Below are 26591 nucleotides of genomic sequence, written 5' to 3'. Positions count from 1 at the left end.
ATGGCATTTCTGGAGGGACTTGAACTGGAGGGCTGTGAGTTGGGAGGTGTCTCCGTGGAGGAGATGCCGGGGGCTGTTTTTTACCTGAACACCAACGAGGGTCTGGAGCGCAGCGTGGGGAACTACGTCAACAGGTGGACAGACCGGATTTCTGGCATGGTGCTGGACCGCGTGGGCACCAAAGTGGAGGCGACTCCCACCAGCGTGCCCATGGTGAAGATGCCAAACGGCAACTATCTGCGAAGCGGCAGCGCCTCCAGCAACTTCAAGTTGGCGTGGGTGGCCACAGGCGTACCCTTCACGTTCTGGGTGTTCCTTAGGGACGCCACCGTTACAGCGGGGACCAACAACCCGGTGTTGCAACTTGCCATCACGGCCAGCACCGGGGGGAACAGCAGCTTCTATGTGAACAAGAACGACCTGAGCGGGGCAAACATAATCACCGCCGGCATGGCGAACATTATTCAGGTGGCGGGGGCCAACGGCTCTTTCCCTTCTGTCCCGTCCATCCTGAAGTTTAGATACAAAAGGGTAGACAGCCAGAACCAAGCCTCTCTGTACCGGCACTACGTGACCGAGGCCGGTGGGGTGAAGACGCTGCACCGGGATTTGCTTATAGGGTCCAACACCACCGCCTCTGCTATAAAAAACCCGGCCAACTTTACAGCGGAGCAGTTCCAGCTAGGGGGTGCGCCCACTGCCGCCACATTCGGGGATATGGTCTTCATGCGGGAGGACACCGGGCTGGCCCAGGCCGAGATAGACAAGAACATCCTGGAGATAGACAACCTGCTGATAGCCCGCTTTCTGGGAATGTAAATGGAGGCAATAAAAGACACCCTGCAGGCCATCGGCGAGGCGATGCGCCTGCACATGATCAAGGCCCTGGAGAGTGGAAAGCACCCGCTGGACCGGAATACCAGCAAGTCGCTAAAGTCGCTCTCGGTGCAGGTCAACCAATCCCGCAATGCGGCGGGGCAGTTCCAGGGGTTCAGCCCCAGCTCTCAGGTAGTGTTATGGGCGGAGGATTATCTGGAATACCTGAACTGGGGGCGGTATTCGGTTAAGGAGAAGCCCAGCATAAAAAAGGTACCGATCTCGGCCCTCCTCAAATGGATAAAGCAGCGACGGATCAGGGGCAGGGTGCGAAAGGGTAAGGGGGCCGGGCGGTTTATATCTGACAACCGCCTGGCGTTCATGATCCAGAACTCAATTTACAAGAACGGGATCAGGGGCCGCCACTTCATCCAGCCCGCCCTGAAGCATGGAGACGAACTGTTTGACATTTATATCAACAACCAGCTGCTGGAAGATATGACCTACGAGTTTGACAGGGTAATGAAATTTGGTTCCACAGGAAGAACAATGAGATAATGGCCATCATACTGCTTAAAAACGTTTACGAGTACACCGGCTCCCAGCAATACGAGCAGTACACGGACTATTTCTACAACTATACCAAATGGGAGTTTGACACCGCCACCAGGCAGACTGTGACAGTCACTGTCCCCATTACCATTTCGGATCCGTCCAATGCTGAAAACTACAGCCGCCCAACTGGCGAGATGTTCTATTGGGAGTGTCTGCAGGGGACAACCACCCGCCGCGACTACTACCACAACGGGAACGGCGGTTTCACCTATCAGGACACCCCGAACTCCACCAGCTGCAACTACACACCGGCACCGCTCACCCTTTTGGTGCAAAGCAAGACCAACCCCACCTCCGCCACCAGCAGCGACGGGGCGGCAACACTTTTGGCATCTGGTGGTGCGGCCGCCTATGAATACAGGCTTCTCCCGTCTGGCCCCTGGGTGGGGTCCCCTGTTTTTGCGGCTTTGTCGCAGGGTGCCTACTCCTTTCAGGTGCGCGACTCACTGGGGGCGCTGGCCTCTGCGCAGGTGACGCTGGCGGCCCCGGTGCCTCCTGTCTATGGCTGTACTGACCGGGCCGCCACCAACTACAACCCAGAAGCCAATACGGATGACGGTACCTGTGATTACCCGGTGCCGATGACCGCCACCCTCCCCGCCCCGCTCACGGTGGTGGGCAACCCGGTGGAGGCCGTGCTGGTGAGCGGGCCGATGGGTACGCCTGCCGCTAAAGCCACGGCCGAGATCACACTGGGCGAGATGGCGGACGGTAGCGCGCTTACTGTAAACGGCGTCAGCCTCACCTTCTCGCTGGAGCCGGAGGCGGGCCAGTTCTACAACGGGTCCACCCTGGCACAGGCGCTGGCAGACGAGGAGACCATCACCCTGCGCTATGCCATCTCACAACCCTCCTTCAACCAGGTGCGGCTGGAGGCACTCAGGACCGGGTCCGGGTTGACGCCAGAGGTAAGCGCCTCCCCCGGCATTACATGGGTTATCACCCCCGGGCAGGACGGGCTACGCTCCCAGGCCTATGGCGACTGGGGCTGCTACGTGGAGGTATGGGCCTGCAGTGGTATGTTTGGCGGCGAGGTGGACAAAGAGGGTGCGGTGCTGCTGGAGCGCCAGGAAAAGCTGCGCCAGCCGGGGAACAGCTACCGCTTTGACCTGGCCCCGGTCCTGTCAAGAAACCTGCGCCACGCGCTGTTCACCGAGAGCGACAGGATGCAGGCTTATTTCGTGCGCTATGGCGAGACCTACACGCCGGACGGGCAGAGACTCAGACGCAGGGTCCCGGTGTCCGAGAGCAGCGTCCTGTGGACAATGGAGGGGGCGTTGCCCCTTTACACCCTGAACCAGGTCACCGCACCGCGCCTGCTCACCGCCACGCCTGGGAGACTCCGCACACCTCTCCATGGGTTGGCGTATGCCGAGGCGTTATACGTTCTCTCAGGTGGGGGGACGGTGATAGTCGGCGGGAAATACACAGCCTTTGACGGCACATACACTGAAGAGGAGTCCATTGTGCAGGAGGTGCCAGGCGGTGTGTGCCGGATACCGTTGCAGCCTGTTTACACAAGGGCCTTTGCACTGGACGGCGTGAAGAAGCTGGCGGTACTTACCCTGACGGTAACGATACAAGCGGGGTCGGCAAGTTCCACCCTTGGCGTTTACACGCTTTTTTTTCAAAAACAGGCCGAAAACATGCGGTGTGTGGTGTTCGCCAACAGCATGGGCGCCTATGACACCTTCTGGATGGAGGGGCTCCCGGAGACCAAAGCAAAACGGAGCACGGAAGTGTTTTCCCGCGGCCTCCCTGCCGTCCGTACCTCCTCCTCCCGTAGCCTCGTCACGCGAAGTGTGACACTTGAAAGGCAGCAGGTGCTGCATACCGGGGTACTGGACAGGGAAACCTTTGAGTGGCTTGCCAGCGAAATGGCGGGGTCCCCTGACGTCTTCCTGTTCAACCCCATCACATCGCAGTTTTCCGCCGTCAATATCTCAGACTTTGACCTGAGGGAAGATGTTGCCGAGGAGGAGTATTCCATCAGCCTGGCGGTTGAGCCGGGGTTACCAATCAACACACTCACGAACTGATGCAGCCGGAAGTTAGACTCTTCATAAACGACACCGAGGCAGACCTGCCCTCGAACTTTGCACGCCAGCTGAAGGTGAACAAAGGCGGCATGGACATGGCAAACATCGACAGCCGCACCGCCGACCATTCCTACACCCTCACCCTGCCCCCCACAAGGGTGAACGATGCCATATTCAAGGGGAGGGCGTCACACCATCAGACGGGCAAATTCTTTTTTGCCGAGCCGCTGGCGGCAAGGCTGGAGGCGAATGGTCGGGTGGTGCTGTCCGGCAGTTTCCGCCTGTCCGGGATAAAGGGCGGGTACGAGGGGCGTATCACCTCCAGCGAAATTGACATCTTCGCCCTGCTGGGCGAGAGGACGCTGCGGGAGATCACCACCTTTGCCCCTTGGCGGTACCGTGGTAAATACTCCTTCCCCGCCGTATTAAGCGCCACCGCCGACACCTCACCCGTGTGCATGGCGCTGGTGGCGTACGGCAACTTCTACGCCCCGGAGGAAACCGCCGGGGTAGATGTGCCACCCTCCAACAGAATCCACGCCGGGCTGGAGGTGGACGATTACGTGCCCGGCTTCTTCCTTACCCCTGTGGTGCGGAACATCTTCCGCTCCCTGGGCTGGATGGCCAAGGGGGAGCCGCTGGAGGACCCTTTCTTCAGCGAGCTGTACATGCCTTACACCGGTGACGGCTTCGCCTGGAACTGGGGGGAGCTGCTGAAGCTCACCGCCTACTCCCCCACCATCAGCAATACCACCGAGGCGGATCGCTTCTCTGAGGGGTTCAGCCTGTTCGGTTACGACGAGGAGGCGAACACAACCAGCTTCTACAAGCGCATCTCCCCGGGCGAGACCTACAACCCCGCGCAGCGCTACCGCAACTGGGATGAAGACTTTCAACTGCACAGCGTCTACAGCACCCGGTTTGCGGGTTCTCTGGATGTCAGGTTTTCCTGTTCTTCCGCCTCGGTGGATTTCTCCTATACCGTGCCGCCCGCCTCCTACTCCATCTCAGCCCAGCTGCTGCGCCTTCCGGTCGGGTACAACCACATGGACCTGAAGGCTACTGCGGAGGTGCTGGCTAGCTTCCCGCTTGGAAAAGGCGTCAGCACCCCGGTCAGCCTTTCCGCGCCGCTGGCGCTGGTGGAGTCGGGCGACGTGGTCCTTCCCGTGCTGGTGATCACGGTACCGGCGGGCTACGGGGTGCCAAATAGCACCTATGAGCTGCAGGGTGTCCGCCTGTCCATTACACCGGATGCGCAGACGGGGCCTGAGGCGGTGGACGTTGCGGCCAACCTCCCAGACTGGAACCAGCGAGATTTCATAAAAGCCTTCCTCACCCTGGGCAATCTACGCTTCACGGCTGACCCGGTGCGCAGGGTGTTTACCTTCCATTACCCGTGGCGGTATGAGCTGCCCGCCGATTTCGCGGTTGACCTCTCCCCGTTTGCCGACCCGGCCCTGAGCCAGGAGGCACCGGCCACAGAGGCGAGGCGGCTGCTGTTCAGCTATGCGGGCGACAGCTCAGACGGGCTGCTGGCCGCTGACTGGGAGTATGGCAACCTGACCATTGACACAGGCAACGCCAATGCGGAGGGGAAGCAGGAGGTTTCAGTGCCTTTTGCCGCCACAAAAATGCGGGACTACCATGTGTGGGACCCTGTGGAGGGGAAGATAGCGCAGGTTTCCCTGCCCTGCATCGCGTCTTCTGAGCAGCTGGACTCCCCCCTCAACACCGTCTCATGGTCCCACTCCTATACACCGCGGCTGCTGCGCTACCTGGGCCCCTCCGCCGCGGGTGAGGTCGTGCCCCTTGCCTTCCTGCCGACGGTAACCAGCACGGGTGCCGGGGAGCCCTCCCGCTCCCGTTTCGGCAAAAGCAGCACGCATGGGCTCACATGGGGGGAACTGTACGAGCGCCATTACGGGGGGCAAGTGGGGCAGCTGGCCAGGGGGCACATTACAAAGAACAGCTTCGCCATCGGGGCGGACCTGTACGCGCAGCTGCACCCGGCGCGGCCGGTCCTGTTCCACGGGGTGCTCTACCGGCTCAACAAGCTGCAGGGGTTTGCGCTGGCCGACCCGTCCGCAAAGGCGGAGATTGAGCTGTTCCCGGTAGTAAAGACCGCCTACGGGGGCGGTAAACCCACAGACAGCGGGGAGTCCGGCGGCAAGGAGTTTTACGGTAAAGAGTTTTATTCTAAAGAATGGTATTGAAAAAAAGAGGAACACTGTTTAACAGTATTCCTCTTTTTTTTTAGCTCTGAAACGCATAAAGCTCTGAAATGTGAGGCTTTGTGCTTGCAAGCTCTCTTATCATCCTATGAAATTTAGATTAATATAGTACCTTTGCACCCTCGTTTCAAAGAATGGCAAAGGAGCACAGGATTACCGTTATAGCTTATAATATGAACCAATGGCTGAAACTCATTGGGGATAACAGGCTATTATCAAGGCCTGTGGGTGCTTTGGACAAGCTTGTAGTGGATTTTTCCAAAGCTAAGTTTTTACAGCCTTGTCATTTGGTGTCTCTTGCTTGCTTGATTGAGGAATATTATAAAGCTGGTGTCCAGATAGAGTTTATAGAAGCTGTAGGCGATGTTCACAAATACCTTTGCAATATAAAGTTCTACCATTATTGGACACCTGGGTTCAATCGTAACAGGTATACTAGGGGTGAGATCAATACGGCACTTTGCCTTTGGCAGGTTGATGAGGAAATGATTGACACTTACAGTACCGAAGCCAAGCGCTACTATGAGGCCAATTATTTTAACGATAAGGATCTCGGGAATTTAAGCAGACCCCTGCAGGAAGTCTTCAACAATATCTATGACCATGCGGAGTCCCCAGTCTCAGGTTATGTCTTGACGCAGTACTACCCCAATAGGGACGAGATCAAATTATCCGTTTGTGATTTCGGCATGGGTATACCTACCAAGTTGAACGATACTTGGAAAACTGAGGGGAAGGAGCGCTTGTCGGATGAAGACACTCTCAAGGCTGCATTCGAGGCTGGGGTGTCATCTAAATCAACCCCGAGGAACAAGGGGTTAGGGTTGTTCTATCTTCTGTCAAATGTAAAAGAATTGGCGGGGAGCTTGACTCTTTGGAGTAATAACGCTTTATTAGAATATGGAAACGCTAACGGCGAATCAGTCTTCAGGCGGAATAACAATTTCTTTGGGGGCACGTTAATAGATGTAGTTCTCAAAACGGACTTTCTTCCAGACGCGGAAGAAACAGAGGAATCTGAATTTATTTTTTAATATACATGTTATAAGGGAAAAGGAAACCACATGGATGCACGCACAATTAAATTGATGGACTGTGTAACGGGTACTTCCACCAACACTGAAGGCTTAGCATTATCATTAGTACTCTTGACTGAGTTGAAAGATGGTAATGTCGTGAAGCTTTCCCTAGACGGTTGTACTCCGATGTCATCGTCATTCTTAAATTCTTCTTTCGGCGAGGTAGTTGAAGAGGTAGGTATGGATGTAATCAAAAACCAATTGAGATTGGTGGATTATAAGCCATCTGAAGCAAAGCAGATTAAAGACTACTTAGCACTGGTTAGCTCTTTAGTGAAATAAGCGTATTTTTAACACAACAAAAAAGCCCTTCCAATATGGTGGGGCTTTTTTGTTATTGTTGTAGCAGCCTTCCGGTGTTCATGTAAGAATAACACGTCTGCTTATTTACTTTATAACCCTCTCCGCTACCCTTGCCTTATTTCACGTTTTTCCCGTACTTTCCGAAAACAGGCCGAAAATGAAGAAGTTTATCATATTCCTACTGCTGGTGTTGCCGCTGGAGGTGTTCGCCCAAAAGTACGAGTACAGGGGAATCAAGAATTTCCCTGTGAACGCCGAGACCGGCAAGGTGTCCTATGACAGCGTGGTGGCGGTGGAGAAAATAAACCGCCTGGGCCGCAGCATGCGGTTCGTCGCCATCCCCGCCCACCAGGTGCGGCGAATGGCCGAGGGCGGCGCCCTGCCCGGGGACGGCGGGGCGCAGGCGGCAGGCAATGCCCCCGAGGGCTACACCATGGTGCCGAATGTGACGCTGGAGCGGATTGAAGGTTATCTGGCCGACATAGCGGGCTCTAATTCTCAGATAGCCACCTCTAATGCGCACATAGCTGCAAAGCCGCCGATTGACAGGACCGGGGCTTGGCAGCTAACCCAAATGGCGAAAGAGGAACAGGCGGACATAGATTTTGGCCAGCTTCTTAAATAACCCGAAGGGCACCCCACCGGTGCCCTTTTTCTATGCCCCTTAAAATATTTTTTCCCTAAACCTGTAACAGAACCGCACTTCTGCATTACTACTTTATGAAGCGGAAGGAAAAGGCCCCTGTTTACGCCATCAGCATTGACGACACGGAGAAGACCGGGGTAAACCTGATCTCCTTTGTGAGCCGGCCCGCGATTGAGGCGGACTTTGTGGCCCTCTCCAAACCCGCACCCCTCCTACTGGCGAAAGACGCCCACAAGCAGATTCTTACCGGGCCCGTCCTGGTGCCCGATAAGAAGATTTTCCGCCTGTCTGAAGACGAGGAGCCGTTTTACATCACCTTTTCAGCGGAGACCATTGAGGGGATCCGCAATAAGTTCTTCAAGCAGGGGCATACCCAGGCCACCAACCATGAGCATGAGTTGCCGCTGGACGGAAATTATGTGGTGGAGTCCTGGATTATTACCGACGCCGAGAAGGACAAGGCCTTTGCCCTGGGCCTCTCCGGCCTGCCTGTGGGCACCTGGATGGTTTCCTACCATGTGCCGGATGCTGACTACTGGAGGGACAAGGTGATGACCGGAGAGGTGAAAGGCTTCTCGCTGGAGGGCTTCTTCAATAATGAGGAGGTAAAAGAGCAACTGTCAAAAACCGATATGCCAAACCCCAAAGGCTGGCACGCCAAAATGAGCGGCCTGAAGCTCTCTACCATTGAGTTGGAAGACGGCAGCACCATCGTGCACGACCCTATCAGCAACAAGCTTTACAGCTCAGATAACGATATCCTGCCCTCCGGCATCTACAAGACCAAGCAGGGCGTGTCCTTTAAGGTGGAGACCTCCACCAACGTGTACCAGTGGTGGTACGAACAGACCGAGCAAAAACTATCTACTGATATGTCTAAAAACACCAAACCCGCGAGCCTCTTCGCCCGCATGATGAAGACCTTCAATTCTGATAAGGCCGCCTACAACAAACTCCTCATGGCCGCCAAAACCCTGGAGGGAGGCGACCAGATCGAGATTGACGACGACACCAAGGAGGTGTTCAAGCTGGACGCCGAGGGCAACCGCGGCGAGGCGCTGCCTGACGGCACCTACACCCTGGAGGACGGAACCACCATTGAGGTGGTGGAGGGTAAGCTGAAAGAGGCAGAGGAGACACCTTCCGCCGAGGAGGAGCTTTCCACCGCCAAGGCCATGATTGCCGACCTCACCAAGCAGCTGCAGGAGGCCAACGCCGCCAAGCTGGCCGCAGAGACCGCCCTGGCCGCCGAGAAGGAGAATAGCACCAAACTGGCCGCCGACAAGGTGGCCCTGCAGGCGCAGGTGGACAAGAAACCCGCCGCCGCGCCGGTGAAGTTGGGCGGCGACCAAGGACCGTCGGGGGACGAGAAGCTGTCAGTAGGAGCCCAACACTTGGCCGAGGCCCGGAAACGCGCCGGAAGAAACTAATCAACTAAGCACCCACATAAACCGATATGGAATATAATCCTAGAGTCTTTAACGGCGAGCATGCGGAGGATATCTTCGCCGAAGTCGTACACTCCAACCGCATGGCCGAGAAGGTGCGTGTGCTGGAGAACGTCAAAAACGAAATCGTGGTAACCTCTATCACCGGCGAGCTGGAGTATGTGCCTTACAAGGAGAAAATCCGAGAGGCAGACATCGACGCGGCCAACAACAACCTGAAATTCGGTGACAGTAAGGTTGCCCCGAAGAAAATGATGGCTTTCACGGTCTTCACCATGGATGAGCTGCGCAACTCACGTTTCTCCAAAGACATGGCAGGCGGGGCGGCGAACACTGGCTCGAACGAGTTTGAGCAAACGGTAATCAACCATACCCTGCCGCGTTTGGGCCTTGGCTTTGAACGTACCGGGTGGAACCACATCTCTGCCGCCACCAAAGCGGCTATCGCGGTCAGCGATGCCACAGCGGCACAGAAGGCCTGGGCAGCCGCTCAGCCCGCCAAGTTGGTGGATGGCCTTCTGGCACAGATGATCGCTGCTGGGACCATCAAAAACCAAGACTTCGGGAAAGTCATTCCCATTGTAGGTGACAGCGCAGGCTCGCTGAAAGGTGAGTACAAGAAAATTTACGAGAAAATCCCTTCGGAGGTACTGGAGAAAGGTGACGCTGTCATCTATTCGCCTTTCGTGGATAGACAGAAAATCAACATGGCCAACATGGATGAGCAGTTCCGTGATGTGTTCACAGTTGCGAACGGCAGCTACTCCTTCCTGGGCGTGAAGATTGAGTTTATCCCCATCCCCAACAATATGAAGGCAGTAGGACGCGGCGGCTCAATGGGAGACTTCATCTTCGCCACTGACCTCCTTTCCGACATCAGTTCCTTTGAGATTAACAAAGTGAACAATGCCGGTGATGAAATCTTCATGAAGCAGGTGGCTGTGCTGGATACCGCTATCGTGGTGCCGACCCAGAAAATCCTCTACATCGCAGCCTAACCCATGGAAGGGAATAAGGACTTAGAGCAGGGCACCCCAGGCGGTGCCCCTGCCAACTCCCCGGAGGCGGCGAAAGCCCAGGAACCGGCCAAAACCGACAAGGCCAAGAAACCGGAAGACCCGCGCGTGAAGGAGTGCCTGAACGCCCTGGCCGCTTTCCCGGTGCTGGAGGAAGGTTACATCTGCAAAAAAGGTATCTATTTTGACAAAGAGGTGGCTGAATCCAAACTGGAATCAGGCGAGAAACTGATTGTCATCAAACGCCCTAAGAAATAATGGCAAAGCTGACCAAAAGCATCCGCAAAGAGAACGGGTACGCCCTGGGCGGACTCACCCAGATTCTCGCCTTCGCCACCTTCCTGGCGAACGGCATCACACCGAGCGCCACCCTTACGTTCGGGGCTGACGGCCTGGTTTCTGACATCGACCTGAACGAGGCGGTGAAGCCGGTCCTGATTGAATCCGAGGAGGATAAGGCTAACTTCACCGACAACCTCGCCATCGGCGCGGGACGCTATAAGACGCAAACGCTGGGCTTCAACCTGGCGGGCATGAGCGCGGCTAAGTCCAAGGCGCTGGAAGATATTGACCTGGTGAAGCACTCCTACGTGGTGCGCGCCAAGTCCGGCAAGTACTTCCTGTTGGGGGCAAAGAACGGCCTTATCGCCTCGCAGAACAACGCAGGCGTGGGTGCCGGTGTGGGTGACGCCAACGGCTATGACATCATCGTAGGCGGCGCTGAGAACGGCCCTGCCCTTGAAGTGTCAGAAGCCGCCTGGGCCGCCCTGTCCCTATTAGTCCCTGCCGACGTCTAAGATGGTACGGCACCTCACCCCGAAGTACGCGCAGGCAGGTGTAAAAGCCTGCCTGCTTACTTTTTTCCAGCCGGAGGCCACCGTGTACTACACCACGCCCCAGCTGGACACCATCGGCACGCTAGGCCTCTCCTTCCAGGCTGGGCTTTCCGCGCTGGTGGAGGGTGCACAGGGCAATCTCTTCTCTGAGACCTACACCAGCGACCGGAACGGGAGGCTGTATGTGCAGGTGGTAAACCTCTCCAGCCCGCAACTGACGGCGGACAGGCGCACCCTCATGGAGGCCATCTCCCGGGGGAGGGCACACGCCCTGATCCAGGACATGGACGGCCAGTGGTGGCTCTACGGTCAGGAGCGGGGGCTGAAGCTGCGCTATAAGACCGACACCGACACATTTCTCACCATCTCCCTATCAGGCATGGAGCGGGAGCCCGCCCGGCTGGTTTCCCCCAACCTGATCCCCGGATTTTTAGCCTTTCTGAATTAGACACCCATGAATGCGGAATATATATCTGTAGCGTTAGCTGTGCCCGAACCGCCCGAAGTGAAGGTGAACACCTCCAAGGGCTGGGTGGAGTACGGGAAGAAGCACAGCTACTGGGGTGAGCTGATCAAGCTGCGCAAGAAAAGCCCCACCCAGCGCTCAGTCACCGCCACCAAAGCAGCCCTGCTGCGCGGGGGCGGGTTCTCCTACGACCAGAAAAACAAGCACCTCCATGAGTTCATACAGAACATGGGGGGTAAAGGAAAATCTGGCAATGCCCAGCTGGGCGGCGTGACAGCCGACAAAGGATTCCTGAACGCTTGGGCGGTACAGGTGGTCTGGAACCAGGCAGGGGACAGCATCGCAGAGATTCACCACCAGCCTATCCGGACGGTGGCCTGCGGTCCCATGAATGATGACGGGGTGATTGAGCAGTACTGGCTCTGCCGGGACTGGAGCAAAAGCGGGGAGGCCAAGTTTAAGCCGGTTTCCATTGCAGCCTTCAACCCGGAGACCGCCGCAAGAGACAAGGTGCAGCTGTACGTGCGCATGGTACCGTCTGACAGCAACGACTATTACCCGGAGCCGGAGTGCGACGCCGCGCTGAACTACCTGCAGCTGGAGTCTGACCTGTCTGAGTTCCACCTCTCCAATGTGCAGAACAACTTCGCGCTGGGGAATATCCTGACCGTGCCGGAAGATCCTGTTGATGACGTAAACGGTACGGCTGACTCCAAGCGCAAAGCCTTCAAGAGCGAAGTGGAAAAAAACTTCGTGGGCCCAAAAGGCAAAAAACTGATGGTGCTGTTCGGTATCACCGGCGACAACGCCGCTCAGGTTCTCTCCTACAACGCCCAGAACAACGACAACCTGTACGACACCTACTCCAATCTGTGTGTGGAGAAGATACTGGCCGCCAACCGTGTCACCTCACCGGTGATTGTGGGCCTGCCAGGTGGTGCCTCCCTGGGCGGTGACGCCAATACCATCCGCGCCGCCTACGAGTTGTACTACAACACCGTGGTGCGCCCTGAGCAGGTGGATATTATCGACGGCTTCCTGGAGCTGCTCTCCCATGTGAAGGGGGTGGAGCTGGACGGTGACGCCGACACGCCCGCCCTGGATATCGTGACCACCCTCCCGGTGAAACAGACCTTCTCAGAGGGATTGCTGCAGGACATCGCCGACGTGGACGAGCTCCGCGCCATGGTGGATATGACACCTAGGGAACAAGAAGAGGAGGACGGTGAGAACCCGATGAACCCGCCCGCCGCCAATGACCCCAACGCTGTTGCCCAGGCCGCCTTACGGGGCTCCGTGGGTGGTATCACTGCCATCATGGACTTGATGGAGCGGGTAAGCAAGCAGGTGATTGACCGCGCGGCCGCCATCGGGATTTTGAAGAACTTCTACGGATTGACCGAAGAACAGGCGGAGGAAACGCTGGGCAAACCTAAACCGCTGGAAGTTGGAGAAGAAATTTAACCAGGTAAAGCTCCATACCCGCAAAGGGAAGAAGTGGGGGCAGCGGGAGTACCTGATGCAATTGCTGGCCAAGACGGCGGTGCGGTTCACCTATATCACCGTCACCGACGGCAGCAAGAACGGCGGAAGCCCCAAGGGCAGGACACGCCTGGCGGACGGCACCCGTAACCTGGCGCTGGTCCCAAAGTCCAAACACCCCAAGAGTTTCCGCCCCTACAGCTCCAGGCTGAAAACCTACTACGATTACACGAAGAAGGCGTGGCGCTCCTTCCGCACAATGGAGGTGGTGAGCATCATCTCCTACAAAGACCCCAAGACGGGCGAGATTCTGCCCTTCTCCAAACTTTTAGACGTGGACTGATGGCACAGAAATATTTCGTCACACCCGAGGAGGTGAAACAGCATACCGACGCGCAGCAGAACGTGGACAACCAGCTGCTGGAGCCGCGCATCCCGCGCTGCCAGGAGAAGTACATCAAACCCGTCCTGGGGCCTGACCTGTACGAGGATCTGGACGCCGCGCTGCAGGCCGAGCAGCAGGAGATGCCGGTGACCATGCCCGATCACCTGGACGCGCTGCTGGAGCAGATTGTTCCGGTTCTGGCCCAATGGGTGTTTCTGAAATCGCTGCCCTTCCTGACGGTTAAGGCCACCAACGCGGGTCTGAAAGGGTTGCAGGACGCCCCAAGCGATGCCGAGCAGCGCGCCTACCGGAAGGAAGTGCAGGAGGAGGCGGAAGACCGCACCAACGACCTGAAGGATTGGCTGGAGCTGCACAAGGCCGATTACCCCAACTACATGTCCACAGCCAAAACCGCCCGCCCCATCGGCGGCATAGTATTCGACTGATGAAGTACTTCTACAATATCCTGCTAGGCGTCCTCTCCATGGAATTGGGGCAGCTGTGGAACTGGTTCCCGGAGCCGGAGACCACCTTCAAGGCGGGGTGCCTCGCCATCTGCACCGGATTCCTGGCCGCCTTCGGCCGCTGGTGCTTCCACCGTGTGCACAAACTATTCACCAACACTAAACCCAGATTATGAGAAAGCTCCTCTACCTCCTGCTGGCCATGTGCCTGTTGTTTGGCTGCAAAACAGCCCAAAATCAAAACACCGCTCCCCCTGTTTCTGGGCTGTTTTCCGGAAAACAGGCCGAAAACGCGTCCGGGAAAAATTCTCCGGAAAACTTTCCGGACTCTGTTTCGGCGAAAACAGGCCAAAAACAGACGGAGGGAAAGAAACCAGGTCTGCTGCAGCGCATTTTCGGCCCAAAATCGGCCACCGTACCCAGGAAGTGCAAGAACTGCTACATTGTGAACGTGACCGCAGACAACGGCGCCGCGGCCACCGTGCCGGTTTCACAGGGGGATGCCGAGATACGGGCCAAAAACGGGACAGCGGTTGCCCCGCAGACCCAGAACGTGGCCCCTGGCGGCAGCATCAACGCCCCGCAGGAGCTGGTGGCCACCACCGAAAACAAACGCCCCTTCCCGTGGTGGCTGTTCCTGCTCCCGCTCATATTGTTATTGGTGTACCTAGCCCGCAGATACCTATGATCAGGATTCCCCTTTGGCTGCGCACTGGCGCCAGACGCATCGTGCGGTGGCCGTTCCGGTCATTCAAGAACTTCTTTGTGGCAGGTGTCTCCATCTGGGCCGTGTGCCGCTGGGGCTTCGGCTACATCACCGCCGACGAGATGCTCACCGCCCTGTCGCTAATTATTAAACTTTTTGGATTGGTATAATGGCAAAGATCAGATACAAATTCCTGATGCTGCACTGCTCCGCCAACGTGGAGGGAAGCAAATTGACCGGGGCGGACATAGCCGACTACCACACCCGCCCAGTCGCCAAAGGTGGCCGGGGCTGGAAAGTACCGGGCTATAGCCGCGTGATTCGCGTAGACGGTACCGTGGATAAACTGCGGGAGAACAACGAAGACCAGTGGGTTGATTCCGGTGAGATCACAAACGGGGCCACGGGCTTCAACAGCAACACACGCCACATCTGCTATATCGGCGGCCTGGACAAGAAGCTGAAGGCGAAGGACACCCGAACAGACGCGCAGAAAGAAGCCCTTAAAAAAGAGGTGCTCCAGATCCTGCGGGTTTGCCCAGATATCAAGATACTAGGGCATGGGCAGGTAGCACCGAAGGCCTGCCCCTCGTTCAACGTACCCGGGTGGCTGCGTGAGATAGGGGTGCCTGAAAAGAATATTTACTAGGTTTGTTTGATTTGGGAAAAGCAAAGGCCCGTTCTTCTGGAGCGGGCCTTTCTTGTTTTGAGTCTGTTTTTTGTAAATCAAGCCGAAAACAGGATAATTATCTTAAAGCTTTTGAATGGCGTAGAATTCCCAATAAACTTCTGCATCGGGAGTCGTGGGGATTGACTTCCGGAAAACACAAACTTCTCTGTGGTCTGACGGGGATGGCAGTAGGCGGGCTTGGGAAAAGGGCATTAATTCATTTTCCGGAATGAGTACCCTGTAATACTCTTCGGCATGGCCACTGGGCAGAGGCAGTTTCTTTCTGGCTTCTTTGATAACCGGTAGTTCTTCCTCTTCTTTTCTAGTACGAGTGTAGGCGTCCATGGTATGGGAGTGTTTTAACAAGTATACGTATTATCTCCCAAACGCCACCCTTACCCCCTTCTTTATTTTCTGCACCACCCGGTGCACCTGGACCTTGTTGGGATAGTCCGTCAGGAAGGACACCTCCTCCATGGTGCAGCCGTGGGCGTGCAGCTCAAACGCCGCCACTTCCTCGGTGGAGTAGTGCGCCACGATGTAGGCCCGCACCGCCGCGGCCAGCGCCATGCGCTCCTCCCCGCTGTCCTCCCCCGTCTGCACCTCCAGCAGCTCCACCGGGTCAATGACCCGCCCCTGCCGCCTGGCGTAGTAGAAGTTCCCCTTCAGCGAGGTGATCATGTAGGCCACATAGCCCTCTCCGTTGAAACCGGACACCGCGATCCTGTCCCGGCAGCGCAGCAGCGTGTCAGAGTAGAGGTCGTGCGCCTCGTCTGTGTCTTTGGTGAGGTGGAGGGCGTAGGCCAGGAGCTTCTTCTGCTCCCCCGCCACTTTCTCCAGGAAGGTGGCGGCCTGCGCCCCAAAGGTGGGTTCCATAGCTTGGGTTAATAAAGGTCCCCGAAGCTATTCCAATAAAATCGCAGGGTTGCGGAAAAGGCACTTAGATCACATTTTCAACCCAATGTTTTACTCATGTTTTACCCGTAAAAGCAAAAAGCGGTGTAACTGATTGAGTTACACCGCTTTTCTGTCTGTCCAGGTAGCGGGAACAGGACTCGAACCTGTGACCTTTGGGTTATGAGCCCAACGAGCTACCAACTGCTCCATCCCGCACTGTTATTGTGATACAAAAGTAGTACCTTTTCTCTTATACTCCAAATGGTTTTGCAAAGTTTTTCAAAAAACAGGCTAAAAACGCCCGGTAATCCCGAAATGAATCTTCCCCCGCTGCAGGCTAAACCCTTCCTGCGCCGTGCGCCCCACTGAGTAAACTAGCTGAAACACACCGGCTCCCGTTGAAAAACTGATCCCGCCGCCCACGCCACTGGCCCACTGGTAATTTTTTTCCTGCGCCAGGTCCCTTCTCAGATATCCTTGGTCATACAACAGGAAAACATAAGATTCCTCCCCCGTGTACAGGCGATACTCCAGTGTACTGATGGCGTAAGAAGAGGCGTAAAAGGAATAATCATCAAAGCCCCTGATAGATGCCAAACCGCCCAGGCGGAACAGCTCATTTAAATAAAGCCGCTGGTTCACCAGTGCCTCAGACTTCAGCCGCGTCAGTACCACCCCATTTTTAGACATGGGCCAGTAGCGCTCCACCCGCCCCGCCACCGACAGTTGCGTACTACGCATCTGCAGCGTATCATAGTAGCTGGCTTCTACCCGCGCGTTGCGTTGCACCCGCTTGGTGCCCACCGCCCCCTGAAAGAACGCCTGCATGCCCCTTCTGGGGAAAAACAGATCATCCAGAGAATTCCATGAATAAGAAAGCCCATAGGAGGTAAAATTAGCATCAATGGCCGTGGAGTCTGACCGCCGCTGCCGCAGCGCAGTTGGGGAGAGCAGCTGGGAGCTGAGCACCTCGGCAAAAAACGTGAGACGGCTGGTGGTGGAAAGCGGGTAGGCAATCTCAACCCTCGGTCTGAGGTTCAGGAACGACGTATCTTGCTTGTACAGGTGAAAGAGGGTGGCCACTTCAAACGGCGTAGAGAAAATATGCGGGTGCCTGTATTCCACATCCAGCAGCTGCGAATTCTGGTCTACCTTGCGCCAGTGCAGGCCAATCTGCTTCCCGCTGCCCCGCAGGTTGCGCACCTGCAGGTTCACCTCACCCGTGATGAGCAGTTTATTTTCGTTGGAGTTGGGGTCTGGCAGAAAACCGATGATCCCGTCAAACTGGTTGGCTTTTTTTTCATCCAGCAGAAAATAGAGGCGGGCTTTGTTCTGGGCAAAGGCTACCTGCGGCTCGCCCGCCACCCGCACAAACGGCAGCTGCCGCAGTGCCCGCATGGCCGCCTCAATGCGCTGCTGCGAGTAAGGCTGCCCCGGAAACAGCTGCGTGTAACGGTACAGCGCCCGCTGCTGCAACCTACTGGTGCCCACCATCTGCACAGAATCTATCAAGATCAACGGGCCTTTCTCCACCCGCAGCACCCCTTGCAATGAGTCATTGTACAGCCGCAAAGAATCAAGTTTCACCGCCGCAAACGGGTAGCCCGCATTCTCCGCTTCGCGAAGCAAGGCCTGCTGCAGCTTGGCAAACTCGGCGGGCTTGAAGGGCGAACCGTTGTAGAGTTTCTCCCTGAAACCCACCCGCTCCAGCAGTCCTTCGCCCACGTTGCCGTTGCGCAGATACGCCCAATGGTACGGCCTCCCAGCGTGCACATGCACCCACAGCGAGTCGTTCCGGCGCACCGTGCTGTCAACAGAGGCGGTGAGGTAACCGTCTTCCTGCACCCGCAGCAGCCAGTTCTGCAGTTCCTGCAGTCGGCCTAGAGAATCCTGGGGAAGGGTTTTGGGCTGGTACCGCCGCCACACCTTGGCCTGCGCAGGATCTGGGCTTACCACCTGCACCGCCCGCTTGTCCTGCGCCTGCGCCCAACCGCTCAGCCACAGCAGCCCCCAAAGCAACAGCACAATTGTGTACCTTTGCCGCAGGAACTTCTGGCGCAGACGGGAACTCAGCAATAGAATCATTGTTTCTAAAGTACGGCAAGCCGATGGATTTTCAGGCACCGCCCATTTCTTTTCAGTAAACGCTCCTTAAACCATAAACGCATTTTGGCTGGTATCTATCTTCATATTCCTTTCTGTAAACAAGCCTGCCACTACTGCGACTTCCACTTCAGTACGTCAATGGGCATGAAAGAGGCGGTGCTGAACGCCATGCAGCAGGAACTCCTCCTACAGAAAGACTACCTCAACGGTGAGCCCATCAACACCATTTACTTCGGTGGCGGTACGCCCTCCATTCTTGAGGTAACTGAGCTGAACGCGCTGTTGGAGTCTATTTATAAACTGCACCAGGTTTCGGCCACGGCCGAAATCACCCTGGAAGCCAACCCAGACGACCTTACCCCTGAGAAACTGCAGGCACTGCGGCAGACGCCCGTGAACAGGCTGAGTATTGGGATACAGTCGTTCCATAACCCGCACCTGCAGCTCATGAACCGTCCGCACACCGCCACTGAGGCCGAAGACTGCGTGCGCCTGGCGCAGGATCTGGGCTTTGACAATATCTCCATAGACCTCATCTACGGCATTCCCGCTCTAGATTCTTTACTCTGGGAGCAGGACCTGGCCCGCGCCTTCGCGCTGCAGGTGCAGCACCTTTCCTGCTACGCCCTGACCATTGAACCCAACACCGTGTTCGGGCACCGCGTACGCAAAGGCAAATTCTCGCCCGCCGACGAGGAACGCGTAGCCCAGCAGTTTGAGCTGCTCATGACGCAGGCCCACGCCCACGGCTTCCTGCACTATGAGATCTCCAACTTCTGCCAGCCTGGCTTTGAGAGCAGACACAACAGCAGCTACTGGAAACAGGTGCCGTACCTGGGCATTGGCCCCAGCGCCCACTCCTTCAATGGCCAGAGCCGCCAGTTCAACCTTGCCAACAACCCCAAATACGCACAGGGGCTGGAGGCGGGGCAACTGCCCTGCACGGTAGAAGCGCTCACCGTAGAAGACCGCGTGAACGAGTACGTGATGACTACCCTGCGCACCAGCTGGGGCTGTGACACCAACTATATTCAGGAAAAGTGGGGCATTGACCTGCGCACGCTGCACGCACCGTACCTGCAGAAAATAAAAGACCAGGGGCTGCTGCAGGAGGAGCAAGGAATTCTGCTGCTCACAGAGGCAGGCAAGCTGCTGGCAGATGAAATTGCGTTAGACCTTTTCCTGCTGCAGGAAGAGGCGTAGCCTCACAAGTTGGGCATTCCTGTTTCTAGTCTGTTTTTCAGAAAACAGACTGGAAACAGAAACTCCTGCTTTAGTCTTTCCTGCACACTTCCCTTCTTGCAAGACAGACTCTCTTTCAGTCTGGTAATCTCTCTGTTTCATTCTAACTTGGAACTGGAATGGCTGAAGTTTTGAACTTCAGTGAGGCGATAGCCTCAAAATTTGCAATGACGGGAGTTGCTTTGTGGGTTAATCTTGGCTCCAGGCAAGAGTTCAACGGCCCTACTCCTTGTAGGGAGGAAGCTGTTAGCTTCTACTATCAACAACTTTGCTCTTCTGGCCTTGTAATCTGGCAGTATGCATTCAAGGGTATTACAACCTCTGTTAAGACCTTTTTGATCTGCCAGCGTCGCGAATTACAAATCTGCAGGCACCCAAGTTTGGGATTGCAAATCCTGCACAGCCGACAGCCCTGTTTTTGGCCTACTTTTCAGAAAACAGGCTAAAAACAGACATAACATTACCACCAAGCTTTTCCACGCATTCCGGCCCCCTTTGAAGAGGGTAGGAAGATGATTACTCGTGCAGAGTTAAGCATTCCCGAGGCTCCTTTCTTTCGTCCTGCTAATATTAGCAGTTACATCTTCTACGGCCTTTGTCATCCCCCCACCCCCTTCAAAGGAGGACGGATGCGTACAAAGGATATGGGAAATGATGACTATTAATAGGAGAATCTGCAGATGATCGCATTCACCATCTACAGAACTTTTACACCTGTTTTCGGCCTGTTTTTCAGAAAACAGCTCCAAAACGCACCCCTACCGTTCTGATCGCGTTTTGGCGGTGGTTAAACAATTTACCGTTTCAGAAGTACTACCTTGGGGCTTTCGTTTAGACCATGAAGAAGTTTATGCTGATTTTTCTTTCCATCATAGCCGCGTTGGCGGTGGGCATTACGCTGTTTGTGTGGTTTGCCCCACAGTTTGGCGCCGCAGCGCACGGGCAGAGCCTGGAACGCATCCAGAAATCACCGCAGTACCGTGACGGCAAGTTCCAGAACATTTCCCCCACCCCCATGATGGGGGAGCAGTCCCTGACAGAGAAAGTAAAGATCTTTGCCAAGTTTCTGGGGGGCGTAGAAGGGGCTACGCCCGAAGATGAGTTGCCGCAGGTGAAACTGACGCCCGCAGATTTCCCGGCACCGTCTGCCTCAGAGATAAAAGTCACGTGGTTTGGGCACTCGGCGGTGCTGCTGGAGGTGGGCGGTAAGCGCATTTTTGCTGATCCCATGCTGGGGCAGCGGGCGTCGCCGGTGTCGTTTATTGGTTCTAAGCGCTTTAATAAGGAGCTGCCCATTGCCATGGAGAACCTTCCGGCGCTGGACGTGGTGCTGCTTTCACATGACCATTATGACCACCTGGACCACGGCTCCATCAAAAAACTGATGGGCAAGACCCGCCATTTCTTTGTGCCGCTGGGCGTGGCGGCGCACCTGGTGAAATGGGGCGTGGCCAAAGAGAAAATCACCGAGCTGGACTGGTGGGAGACGGCCCAGTTTGAGGGGCTGTTTCTAGCCGCCGCCCCCGCCCGCCATTTTTCGGGCCGCGGCCTCACTGACCGTGACCAGACCCTCTGGTGCTCCTGGGTGGTGAAAGCCGGAGAGCAGTCTGTCTACTTTGGCGGGGACTCGGGCTATGACCGGCACTTTAAGCAGATTGGGGAGAAGTACGGCCCGTTTGACCTCACCATGCTGGAGTGCGGCCAGTACAACGAGGCCTGGAAATACATTCACATGATGCCCGAGGAGACGGCCCAGGCGCACTTGGACTTAAAAGGGAAGGTACTGATGCCTACCCACTGGGGGGCCTTCTCGCTGGCGTTGCACCACTGGAAGGAACCCATCAAGCGCCTCACCAAAGCGGCCGCCCGGCAACACATTCAACTGGCCACGCCCCTAATGGGGCAGCGGTGGCGGGTGGGGCAGGAACTGCCTACCCAGCAATGGTGGAAACCGCTGCTGTAGCATTTCTGTTTTGGGGCTGTTTTTCTGAAAACAGCCCCAAAACAGAAACCATATCCTGAGAGACAGAACCTCGTATTACTACGCACAGGCTGCTGCTGCTGCTGTACATTGTTTTGTTTCTCAACGCCTATGCTCTTAGCTGAAAGTATTCCGTACCGGTACATCTTTAACATGGTGAAAGTAGATGTGCTGCGGGTGTTTCTCTTCTCCCTCTCGTTTCACATCATAAAGCTTATCTGGGCAGACGACTGGCCCCCGGTGCCGTCTGCGTTGCCCTCGGTGCTGGGCACGGGCATTTCGCTGCTGCTGGCGTTCAACCTGAACCAGTCTTATGAGCGCTGGTGGGAGGCCCGTATTGTCTGGGGCGCCATTGTCAATGACTCCCGCTCGCTCCTGCTGGAGCTCAAGGCGTATATCTCCCCTGAAAAAATGGAGGACCCCTCTATCATGGCCACTTTCAGAAAGATTGGGTTCCGGCAGATTGCCTGGTGCTACAGTCTGGGGCAGAGCCTCAGAAAAGAAGACGCCACCGCCCATCTGCACCAGTTTCTGCCTGAGCAGGAGTTGGCGTACATCCAGGACAAGATGAACAAGCCGCTGTCTCTGCAGGTGCTGCACATGCAGGACCTGAACCAGCTGTTCCAGCACCAGGCGCTCAACCAGATGCAGCAGACGCAGGTAGCCAGCACGGTGGTGCGGCTGGTAGACTCCATGGGCAAGGCAGAACGCATCAACACCACGGTCTTTCCGGCCACGTACAGCATGTTCATTCACTTCTTTATTTACCTGTTTCTGGTGATTCTCTCGGTGACGCTGGTAGAGGCCATTGGTATTTATGAGATACCGGTGCTAACAGCGGTGGCATCAACCTTCTTTCTGGTGGAAAAAACCGCCCGGCACATACAAGACCCGTTCCGGAACAAACCCACTGACACCCCGGTCACCGCCATTGCCCGCACCATTGAGATCAACCTCAAGCAGATCTTAGACGAGAAAGAGGTGCCCCAACCGCTCCAGCCAGACGGCTATTTCCTGATGTAACCCCTTTGCCCGGCAGTAATCACTCCGGCGGCTAACGCCGAAACGGGAGATGCGTTTTTGGCCTGTTTTATGAAAAACAGGCCAAAAACGCATCTTCATGTAAACTAACCGTTTACTGTTATGGCAAAGCACCTTCACCCCGGCACTTCCGTCTCCGCCCCTGATTTCAAACCCCGCAAACGCGTTTCCCTCACGTGGCCTGGGTTTGCCAGCCTTGTCCTTCTGCTGCTGGGCGCCGCCTTCTACTTTTACCAAACCGGCCGGCCTGCTGTGCAATCACCACCCCAGGTTCTGGAGCCTGCGGGTGCTGTACCCCCCTTGCCAGACCACCCCGGTTTCCCAACCTCGGCAGACCTGGCCTCGCACCCTCTGTTTGCACCACTCACAGGCACGTCGGCAGATTCTCTGGAAGAGCCGTAAGAACCGCACGGGCTGGCTGAAAAGGGGCGTCGACCCCGGGTTTGGGTGACTTGGAAAGTAAAGCGGTTCTCAGCATCTTTACCGCTCGCAACTTTTCAATTTGCCCATGCGCCCACGCTTCCTACTCCACGTTTTCGCCCTTCTCCTCCTTTTTACGGCCAGCCTGTGCACTTCCAGCCAAACCGCTCTGGTTAAACCGCAAGACCCGCGCCTGGCGTACATGGGCCGGGTGGGGAAGCCATCGCCGGAGGCGGCGGAACTCTACTGGTCAGGCACCTCTGTGAAGCTGAACTTTGAGGGGACAGACGTGCAGGCGCGGCTCAAAGACAACACGGGCAACAGCTATTACCAGGTGGTACTTGACGGGGACACGGTGGGGACCATTCAGCCAGACACGGCTTCCAGGCTTTTCACCCTGGCCCGTCAGGTAAAGCGGGGCCAGCACACGGTTGAGTTGTTCAAGCGCACTGAGTGGGACAAAGGCACCACCACCTTCTATGGCTTTGAGCTGGGGAAAGGCGGCAAAGCGTTACCCCCATCGGCCAAGCCGAAGAGGAGCATTGAATTTTACGGGAACTCCATCACCGCCGGCTACGCGGTGCATGACTACTCGGGCAAAGATTCTCCGCTGGGGCTGAACACAGACAATTACCTCAGCTATGCCGCCCGCACCGCCCGCCATTTCAATGCAGACTATACCTGCGTGTGCAAAAGCGGCATTGGCATTCTGGTGAGCTGGGGGCCAATCATCATGCCTGAGATCTTTGACCGCCTCAACCCGTCTGACCCGGCCAGCAAGTGGGACTTTACCCAAAAGCAGCCCGATGTGGTGGTGGTCAACCTCTTCCAGAATGACTCCTGGCTGGTGAACCGGCCGGAGCATGAGCAGTTCAAGCGCAGGTTTGGCAATGAGAAACCAACAGAGCGGCAGATCATTACCGCTTATCAGAACTTTGTCAAGAGTATCAGGGCCAGGTACCCCAACGCCCACATCATTGCCATGCTGGGCAATATGGACATAACCCGCCAAGGCTCCCCCTGGCCAGGTTATGTGGAGCAGGCGGTGGCGGGGCTGCAGGACAAGAACGTCTATACCCTCTTCGCGCCCTACAAAGATACGCCCGGCCACCCGCGGGTAGAGGAGCAGCAGGCCATGGCAGAGCAGCTGATCCGGTTTATTGAGAAGAATATTGAGTGGTAGGTGTTAGAGGCATTTAATGCAAAGCTTCACCTAAAGAAAGCCAAGCTCCCACCTGGTTTCCCCTTCCACTGAAAAAACACACCAAAAACAACTTCTTCTTTTCCTGACTTCTGGAGAATATTGCACCATGAAACAGGCACTGCGAGAGAACGAACTCTTTGAGAACCTTGACTACGCCAGCCAGGGCATCACGGGGCGGGAGTTTGAGGAATGCACCTTTAGGAACTGTGATTTCTCTACCGCCAACTTCTCCAACTTCAGCTTTACAGACTGCGCGTTTGAGAACTGCAATTTGAGCAACCTCAGACTGAGCCACGCCAAACTACAGGATGTGCGGTTCACCAACTGTAAACTGCTGGGCGTTGATTTCAGCACCTGCCATGATTTTCTGCTGAGCGTGCAATTCACCGGCTGCTCTCTGGATCTGGCCTTCTTTGGGAAGCGGAACTTCAAAAAAACCGTGTTTGACAGCTGCAGCATCAAAGAGGCCAATTTCACAGAGACCGACCTGACTGAGGCTTCCTTCCTGAACTGTAACCTGAACGGCGCCGTTTTCCAGCGCACCAATCTGGAGAAAGCCAACTTGTTGACCGCCGTGAACTATGCTTTAGACCCGGAGGTGAACCGGATCAAGAAAGCAAAGTTTTCTGCGCAGGGCGCATTGGGCCTGTTGGCGAAGTATGATATTGTGATCAAGTAACCCAGCCAACGCATTTCCTGTTTTGGGCTTATTTTTAGGAAAACAGGTCCAAAACGCACAGAACTGCACCATGAACCTTTTAGAACATTACACCTGTCTGTGGGAAGAGACAGAAGCCCAGTTCACAGCGGGTCACTTTGAACTTGACCCGCTGCTGGATTCTCCCCATGATTCCCGGAGGGGACTTACGGTATTGATTCGTCCCGGCGCAGAAGTGAAGGCGCGGCTGCGGCAATTTCTACAGGAGCTGGCGCAGCTGGAGCCGGCGCAGTACTACTATCCCGCCTCTGACATCCACATCACCTTGCTGTCCATTATTTCCTGCTATCCGGGATTTCAGCTGGGGCAGATCAACCTGGCGCCATATAGCCATCTGGTGCAGCAGGCGCTGCAGGGCGTTTCACCTTTTCAGGTGGAATTCACGGGCATGACCGCCTCGCCGTCTTGCGTGATGGTGCAGGGCTTTCCGCTGGGGGAGCAGCTCAACCAACTGCGGAACAACCTGAGAACAGCTTTCCAGGCCTCAGGGCTGCAGCAGTCCATTGACCAGCGGTACGCCATCCAGACGGCACACAGTACGGTGGTCCGGTTCAGGAAACCCCTACAGCAGCCGCAGCAGTTTCTGGAAAAGCTGCGGGAGTACCGGCACCAGGCGTTTGGCAGCTGTGTGGTGCGGGAGGTGGAGCTGGTGTACCATGACTGGTACCAGCGGCAGGAGAACACGCAGGTGCTGGGCAGGTTCTCCCTGTAGAGCGTTTTCTGTTTTCGGGCTGTTTTTCAGAAAACAGGCCCAAAACGCACCTCCCCGCCAGAAAGGAACCAGGTGCGCCTCCTTTCTTCCGCCAGAGCGGAAAATATCCCTTATCTTTAAGGAGTGACACCTGCGCCGCAGCTTTAGTGTAAAGACCATGTTTTCCTTTTTCCGGCAGCCGTACCCGCTCAATGAGCTCACCCTTTCCAGAAGCCTGTTCCTGTCTTTCCTGTTTGGGGGCATCATTGCGTTCAGCCTGATTGTGTTCCAGCCGTTTGGGTCTTATAACTGGCATGACCCGTCTAAGAATCTGATCCTGGGTGGCTACGGCGGGGTGGCGGCGCTGTCTGTGTTTCTGAACTTCTATGCGTTTAGAAAACTGCTGCCCACCCTGTTCACCGAAACCCGCTGGACGGTAGGCAGGGAAATCTTCTGGAACCTGGGCCATTTTTCTACGGCCGGCTTTCTCTGCACGGCCTACGGCGCGGCGGTGGGCGTGATGTCTTTTTCACTGGCGCAAGTCACGTACATGACCTTGATCGCCTTCTTGATGGGCATTGTGCCGGCCGTGCTGCTGGTGCTGCTCAACTACGTGTTCATGCTGCAGAAGTACAAGCCCTTGGCCCCGCCAGCCAAGCCAGAGCCGGTGCTTACCGTCCAACCGGTGGCCACCCCGCTCCTCACCCTCACCGCCGAAAACGACAGAGACACCTTCTCCCTGCCCCTCCAGGACCTGCTCTTTATTGAAGCCGATGACAATTACTGCACCGTCTATTTTCTGGACAACGGCAAGCCGAACAAAAAGCTCCTGCGCAGCAGCCTCAGCCGCCTGGAGAATCAGATTGCCACTGACAAAGTGGTGCGCTGCCACCGCTCCTATCTGGTGAACCTGCAGCAGGTGACCCAGGTGAGCGGCAACGCGCAGGGGTACAAACTGCACTTTGAGCAGATAGAGCTGGCGGTGCCGGTGGCGAGGTCCTCCTCCAGCGTGGTGAAGTCGGCTTTTGCGGCGGCCTAACCACCCCAAGCCCTTTCCCGTTCACCCCAAAACCCGCCTGCTGCCCCAAA

General features: G+C 56.2%; 30 protein-coding genes and 1 tRNA gene. 27 read left to right on the top strand and 4 right to left on the bottom strand.

Annotation, left to right across the window (positions count from 1 at the left end; all coding sequences use genetic code 11):
• The 19 genes from FHS90_RS03745 to FHS90_RS03655 all read left to right on the top strand — a co-directional run bounded on the left by FHS90_RS03745 (position 1) and on the right by FHS90_RS03655 (position 15181).
• Positions 1–819, top strand: a complete 819-nt coding sequence (locus tag FHS90_RS03745) for a hypothetical protein (protein ID WP_182511834.1) — start codon at positions 1–3, stop codon at positions 817–819.
• Positions 820–1374 carry a hypothetical protein gene (locus FHS90_RS03740; RefSeq protein WP_182511832.1) on the top strand — a complete coding sequence of 185 codons (555 nt, stop codon included), beginning with the start codon at positions 820–822 and terminating at the stop codon, positions 1372–1374.
• Positions 1374–3470 (top strand): hypothetical protein, encoded by a 2097-nt coding sequence (locus FHS90_RS03735; protein ID WP_182511830.1) that lies wholly within the window; start codon positions 1374–1376, stop codon positions 3468–3470. Before FHS90_RS03740 ends, FHS90_RS03735 begins: the two co-directional genes overlap by 1 nt.
• 95 nt (positions 3471–3565) lie before the next feature.
• Positions 3566–5683 carry a hypothetical protein gene (locus tag FHS90_RS03730; RefSeq protein WP_182511828.1) on the top strand — a complete coding sequence of 706 codons (2118 nt, stop codon included), beginning with the start codon at positions 3566–3568 and terminating at the stop codon, positions 5681–5683.
• 152 nt (positions 5684–5835) lie between these two features.
• The gene (locus FHS90_RS03725) at positions 5836–6735 is read left to right on the top strand and encodes an ATP-binding protein (protein WP_182511826.1); all 900 of its coding nucleotides are present in this window, start codon (positions 5836–5838) and stop codon (positions 6733–6735) included.
• A 30-nt stretch (positions 6736–6765) separates the two neighbouring features.
• Positions 6766–7062, top strand: coding sequence for an STAS-like domain-containing protein (locus FHS90_RS03720; RefSeq protein WP_182511824.1), 297 nt, complete (start codon positions 6766–6768; stop codon positions 7060–7062).
• 178 nt (positions 7063–7240) lie between these two features.
• Positions 7241–7708, top strand: a complete 468-nt coding sequence (locus FHS90_RS03715) for a hypothetical protein (protein WP_182511822.1) — start codon at positions 7241–7243, stop codon at positions 7706–7708.
• 95 nt (positions 7709–7803) lie between these two features.
• Positions 7804–9159 carry an XkdF-like putative serine protease domain-containing protein gene (locus tag FHS90_RS03710; protein WP_182511821.1) on the top strand — a complete coding sequence of 452 codons (1356 nt, stop codon included), beginning with the start codon at positions 7804–7806 and terminating at the stop codon, positions 9157–9159.
• A gap of 26 nt (positions 9160–9185) precedes the next feature.
• A complete protein-coding gene (locus FHS90_RS03705) occupies positions 9186–10175 on the top strand; it encodes a hypothetical protein (RefSeq protein WP_182511819.1) in 990 nt (329 codons plus the stop codon).
• Between the two features lie 3 nt (positions 10176–10178).
• Positions 10179–10451: a hypothetical protein gene (locus FHS90_RS03700; RefSeq protein ID WP_182511817.1), complete on the top strand. Its 273-nt coding sequence runs from the start codon at positions 10179–10181 to the stop codon at positions 10449–10451.
• On the top strand, positions 10451–10990 hold the full coding sequence (locus FHS90_RS03695) for a hypothetical protein (protein WP_182511815.1): 540 nt from the start codon (positions 10451–10453) through the stop codon (positions 10988–10990). Before FHS90_RS03700 ends, FHS90_RS03695 begins: the two co-directional genes overlap by 1 nt.
• Position 10991: 1 nt before the next feature.
• Positions 10992–11477 (top strand): hypothetical protein, encoded by a 486-nt coding sequence (locus FHS90_RS03690; protein ID WP_182511813.1) that lies wholly within the window; start codon positions 10992–10994, stop codon positions 11475–11477.
• Between the two features lie 6 nt (positions 11478–11483).
• Positions 11484–12959, top strand: a complete 1476-nt coding sequence (locus tag FHS90_RS03685) for a hypothetical protein (protein WP_182511811.1) — start codon at positions 11484–11486, stop codon at positions 12957–12959.
• The gene (locus tag FHS90_RS03680; protein WP_182511809.1) at positions 12943–13320 is read left to right on the top strand and encodes an SH3 beta-barrel fold-containing protein; all 378 of its coding nucleotides are present in this window, start codon (positions 12943–12945) and stop codon (positions 13318–13320) included. The genes FHS90_RS03685 and FHS90_RS03680 overlap by 17 nt, the downstream gene beginning before the upstream one ends.
• Complete coding sequence (locus FHS90_RS03675) at positions 13320–13808, top strand: DUF6712 family protein (RefSeq protein WP_182511807.1); 489 nt, start codon at positions 13320–13322, stop codon at positions 13806–13808. The genes FHS90_RS03680 and FHS90_RS03675 overlap by 1 nt, the downstream gene beginning before the upstream one ends.
• On the top strand, positions 13808–14002 hold the full coding sequence (locus FHS90_RS03670) for a hypothetical protein (protein ID WP_182511805.1): 195 nt from the start codon (positions 13808–13810) through the stop codon (positions 14000–14002). Before FHS90_RS03675 ends, FHS90_RS03670 begins: the two co-directional genes overlap by 1 nt.
• Entirely contained in the window at positions 13999–14514 is a 516-nt protein-coding gene (locus FHS90_RS03665; RefSeq protein ID WP_182511803.1) for a hypothetical protein, read from the top strand. Before FHS90_RS03670 ends, FHS90_RS03665 begins: the two co-directional genes overlap by 4 nt.
• Positions 14511–14702 (top strand): hypothetical protein, encoded by a 192-nt coding sequence (locus FHS90_RS03660; protein ID WP_182511801.1) that lies wholly within the window; start codon positions 14511–14513, stop codon positions 14700–14702. The genes FHS90_RS03665 and FHS90_RS03660 overlap by 4 nt, the downstream gene beginning before the upstream one ends.
• Complete coding sequence (locus FHS90_RS03655) at positions 14702–15181, top strand: N-acetylmuramoyl-L-alanine amidase (RefSeq protein ID WP_182511800.1); 480 nt, start codon at positions 14702–14704, stop codon at positions 15179–15181. The genes FHS90_RS03660 and FHS90_RS03655 overlap by 1 nt, the downstream gene beginning before the upstream one ends.
• A 102-nt stretch (positions 15182–15283) precedes the next feature.
• Here FHS90_RS03655 and FHS90_RS03650 read toward each other — a convergent pair whose 3' ends face one another.
• The 4 genes from FHS90_RS03650 to FHS90_RS03635 all read right to left on the bottom strand — a co-directional run bounded on the left by FHS90_RS03650 (position 15284) and on the right by FHS90_RS03635 (position 18184).
• The gene (locus FHS90_RS03650; protein ID WP_182511798.1) at positions 15284–15547 is read right to left on the bottom strand and encodes a hypothetical protein; all 264 of its coding nucleotides are present in this window, start codon (positions 15545–15547) and stop codon (positions 15284–15286) included.
• A 30-nt stretch (positions 15548–15577) separates the two neighbouring features.
• A complete protein-coding gene (locus tag FHS90_RS03645) occupies positions 15578–16078 on the bottom strand; it encodes an RNA polymerase sigma factor (protein WP_182511796.1) in 501 nt (166 codons plus the stop codon).
• Positions 16079–16242: 164 nt separating this feature from the next.
• Positions 16243–16315, bottom strand: a tRNA-Met gene (locus tag FHS90_RS03640).
• 75 nt (positions 16316–16390) lie between these two features.
• Entirely contained in the window at positions 16391–18184 is a 1794-nt protein-coding gene (locus tag FHS90_RS03635) for a BamA/OMP85 family outer membrane protein (RefSeq protein ID WP_182511794.1), read from the bottom strand.
• Between the two features lie 84 nt (positions 18185–18268).
• On the opposite strand from FHS90_RS03635, the gene hemW reads away from it, so the two are divergent.
• The 8 genes from hemW to FHS90_RS03595 all read left to right on the top strand — a co-directional run bounded on the left by hemW (position 18269) and on the right by FHS90_RS03595 (position 26541).
• On the top strand, positions 18269–19408 hold the full coding sequence (gene hemW, locus FHS90_RS03630; RefSeq protein WP_066838125.1) for a radical SAM family heme chaperone HemW: 1140 nt from the start codon (positions 18269–18271) through the stop codon (positions 19406–19408).
• Positions 19409–20285: 877 nt separating this feature from the next.
• Complete coding sequence (locus FHS90_RS03625; RefSeq protein WP_220482971.1) at positions 20286–21410, top strand: MBL fold metallo-hydrolase; 1125 nt, start codon at positions 20286–20288, stop codon at positions 21408–21410.
• 129 nt (positions 21411–21539) lie between these two features.
• On the top strand, positions 21540–22451 hold the full coding sequence (locus tag FHS90_RS03620; RefSeq protein ID WP_066838120.1) for a bestrophin family protein: 912 nt from the start codon (positions 21540–21542) through the stop codon (positions 22449–22451).
• A gap of 120 nt (positions 22452–22571) precedes the next feature.
• Positions 22572–22871, top strand: coding sequence for a hypothetical protein (locus FHS90_RS03615; protein ID WP_182511792.1), 300 nt, complete (start codon positions 22572–22574; stop codon positions 22869–22871).
• A 106-nt stretch (positions 22872–22977) separates the two neighbouring features.
• Positions 22978–24072 carry an SGNH/GDSL hydrolase family protein gene (locus FHS90_RS03610; RefSeq protein WP_182511790.1) on the top strand — a complete coding sequence of 365 codons (1095 nt, stop codon included), beginning with the start codon at positions 22978–22980 and terminating at the stop codon, positions 24070–24072.
• Positions 24073–24199: 127 nt separating this feature from the next.
• Positions 24200–24772 (top strand): pentapeptide repeat-containing protein, encoded by a 573-nt coding sequence (locus FHS90_RS03605; RefSeq protein ID WP_182511788.1) that lies wholly within the window; start codon positions 24200–24202, stop codon positions 24770–24772.
• Positions 24773–24842: 70 nt separating this feature from the next.
• Positions 24843–25523 carry a 2'-5' RNA ligase family protein gene (locus FHS90_RS03600; protein ID WP_066838113.1) on the top strand — a complete coding sequence of 227 codons (681 nt, stop codon included), beginning with the start codon at positions 24843–24845 and terminating at the stop codon, positions 25521–25523.
• Between the two features lie 157 nt (positions 25524–25680).
• Positions 25681–26541: a LytTR family DNA-binding domain-containing protein gene (locus FHS90_RS03595; RefSeq protein WP_066838111.1), complete on the top strand. Its 861-nt coding sequence runs from the start codon at positions 25681–25683 to the stop codon at positions 26539–26541.
• Positions 26542–26591: the final 50 nt, after the last annotated feature.

The sequence above is a fragment of the Rufibacter ruber genome (assembly GCF_014138425.1).
GTDB classification, from domain to species: Bacteria; Bacteroidota; Bacteroidia; order Cytophagales; family Hymenobacteraceae; genus Nibribacter; species Nibribacter ruber_C.
Note: the sequence above shows the minus strand (reverse complement) of the source record. Positions and strands in the feature narration are given on the sequence as shown.

Coding starts and splice junctions, on each gene's coding strand:
- FHS90_RS03715 (WP_182511822.1), top strand. CDS start 7,241: ATGAAGAAGTTTATCATATTCCTACTGCTGGTGTTGCCGCTGGAGGTG.
- FHS90_RS03650 (WP_182511798.1), bottom strand. CDS start 15,547: ATGGACGCCTACACTCGTACTAGAAAAGAAGAGGAAGAACTACCGGTT.
- FHS90_RS03595 (WP_066838111.1), top strand. CDS start 25,681: ATGTTTTCCTTTTTCCGGCAGCCGTACCCGCTCAATGAGCTCACCCTT.
- FHS90_RS03605 (WP_182511788.1), top strand. CDS start 24,200: ATGAAACAGGCACTGCGAGAGAACGAACTCTTTGAGAACCTTGACTAC.
- FHS90_RS03725 (WP_182511826.1), top strand. CDS start 5,836: ATGGCAAAGGAGCACAGGATTACCGTTATAGCTTATAATATGAACCAA.
- FHS90_RS03720 (WP_182511824.1), top strand. CDS start 6,766: ATGGATGCACGCACAATTAAATTGATGGACTGTGTAACGGGTACTTCC.
- FHS90_RS03670 (WP_182511805.1), top strand. CDS start 13,808: ATGAAGTACTTCTACAATATCCTGCTAGGCGTCCTCTCCATGGAATTG.
- FHS90_RS03735 (WP_182511830.1), top strand. CDS start 1,374: ATGGCCATCATACTGCTTAAAAACGTTTACGAGTACACCGGCTCCCAG.
- FHS90_RS03685 (WP_182511811.1), top strand. CDS start 11,484: ATGAATGCGGAATATATATCTGTAGCGTTAGCTGTGCCCGAACCGCCC.
- FHS90_RS03620 (WP_066838120.1), top strand. CDS start 21,540: ATGCTCTTAGCTGAAAGTATTCCGTACCGGTACATCTTTAACATGGTG.
- FHS90_RS03705 (WP_182511819.1), top strand. CDS start 9,186: ATGGAATATAATCCTAGAGTCTTTAACGGCGAGCATGCGGAGGATATC.
- FHS90_RS03690 (WP_182511813.1), top strand. CDS start 10,992: ATGGTACGGCACCTCACCCCGAAGTACGCGCAGGCAGGTGTAAAAGCC.
- FHS90_RS03700 (WP_182511817.1), top strand. CDS start 10,179: ATGGAAGGGAATAAGGACTTAGAGCAGGGCACCCCAGGCGGTGCCCCT.
- FHS90_RS03655 (WP_182511800.1), top strand. CDS start 14,702: ATGGCAAAGATCAGATACAAATTCCTGATGCTGCACTGCTCCGCCAAC.
- FHS90_RS03665 (WP_182511803.1), top strand. CDS start 13,999: ATGAGAAAGCTCCTCTACCTCCTGCTGGCCATGTGCCTGTTGTTTGGC.
- FHS90_RS03625 (WP_220482971.1), top strand. CDS start 20,286: ATGAAGAAGTTTATGCTGATTTTTCTTTCCATCATAGCCGCGTTGGCG.
- FHS90_RS03675 (WP_182511807.1), top strand. CDS start 13,320: ATGGCACAGAAATATTTCGTCACACCCGAGGAGGTGAAACAGCATACC.
- FHS90_RS03730 (WP_182511828.1), top strand. CDS start 3,566: ATGGCAAACATCGACAGCCGCACCGCCGACCATTCCTACACCCTCACC.
- FHS90_RS03635 (WP_182511794.1), bottom strand. CDS start 18,184: ATGATTCTATTGCTGAGTTCCCGTCTGCGCCAGAAGTTCCTGCGGCAA.
- FHS90_RS03610 (WP_182511790.1), top strand. CDS start 22,978: ATGCGCCCACGCTTCCTACTCCACGTTTTCGCCCTTCTCCTCCTTTTT.
- FHS90_RS03710 (WP_182511821.1), top strand. CDS start 7,804: ATGAAGCGGAAGGAAAAGGCCCCTGTTTACGCCATCAGCATTGACGAC.
- FHS90_RS03695 (WP_182511815.1), top strand. CDS start 10,451: ATGGCAAAGCTGACCAAAAGCATCCGCAAAGAGAACGGGTACGCCCTG.
- FHS90_RS03600 (WP_066838113.1), top strand. CDS start 24,843: ATGAACCTTTTAGAACATTACACCTGTCTGTGGGAAGAGACAGAAGCC.
- FHS90_RS03615 (WP_182511792.1), top strand. CDS start 22,572: ATGGCAAAGCACCTTCACCCCGGCACTTCCGTCTCCGCCCCTGATTTC.
- FHS90_RS03740 (WP_182511832.1), top strand. CDS start 820: ATGGAGGCAATAAAAGACACCCTGCAGGCCATCGGCGAGGCGATGCGC.
- FHS90_RS03660 (WP_182511801.1), top strand. CDS start 14,511: ATGATCAGGATTCCCCTTTGGCTGCGCACTGGCGCCAGACGCATCGTG.
- FHS90_RS03745 (WP_182511834.1), top strand. CDS start 1: ATGGCATTTCTGGAGGGACTTGAACTGGAGGGCTGTGAGTTGGGAGGT.
- FHS90_RS03645 (WP_182511796.1), bottom strand. CDS start 16,078: ATGGAACCCACCTTTGGGGCGCAGGCCGCCACCTTCCTGGAGAAAGTG.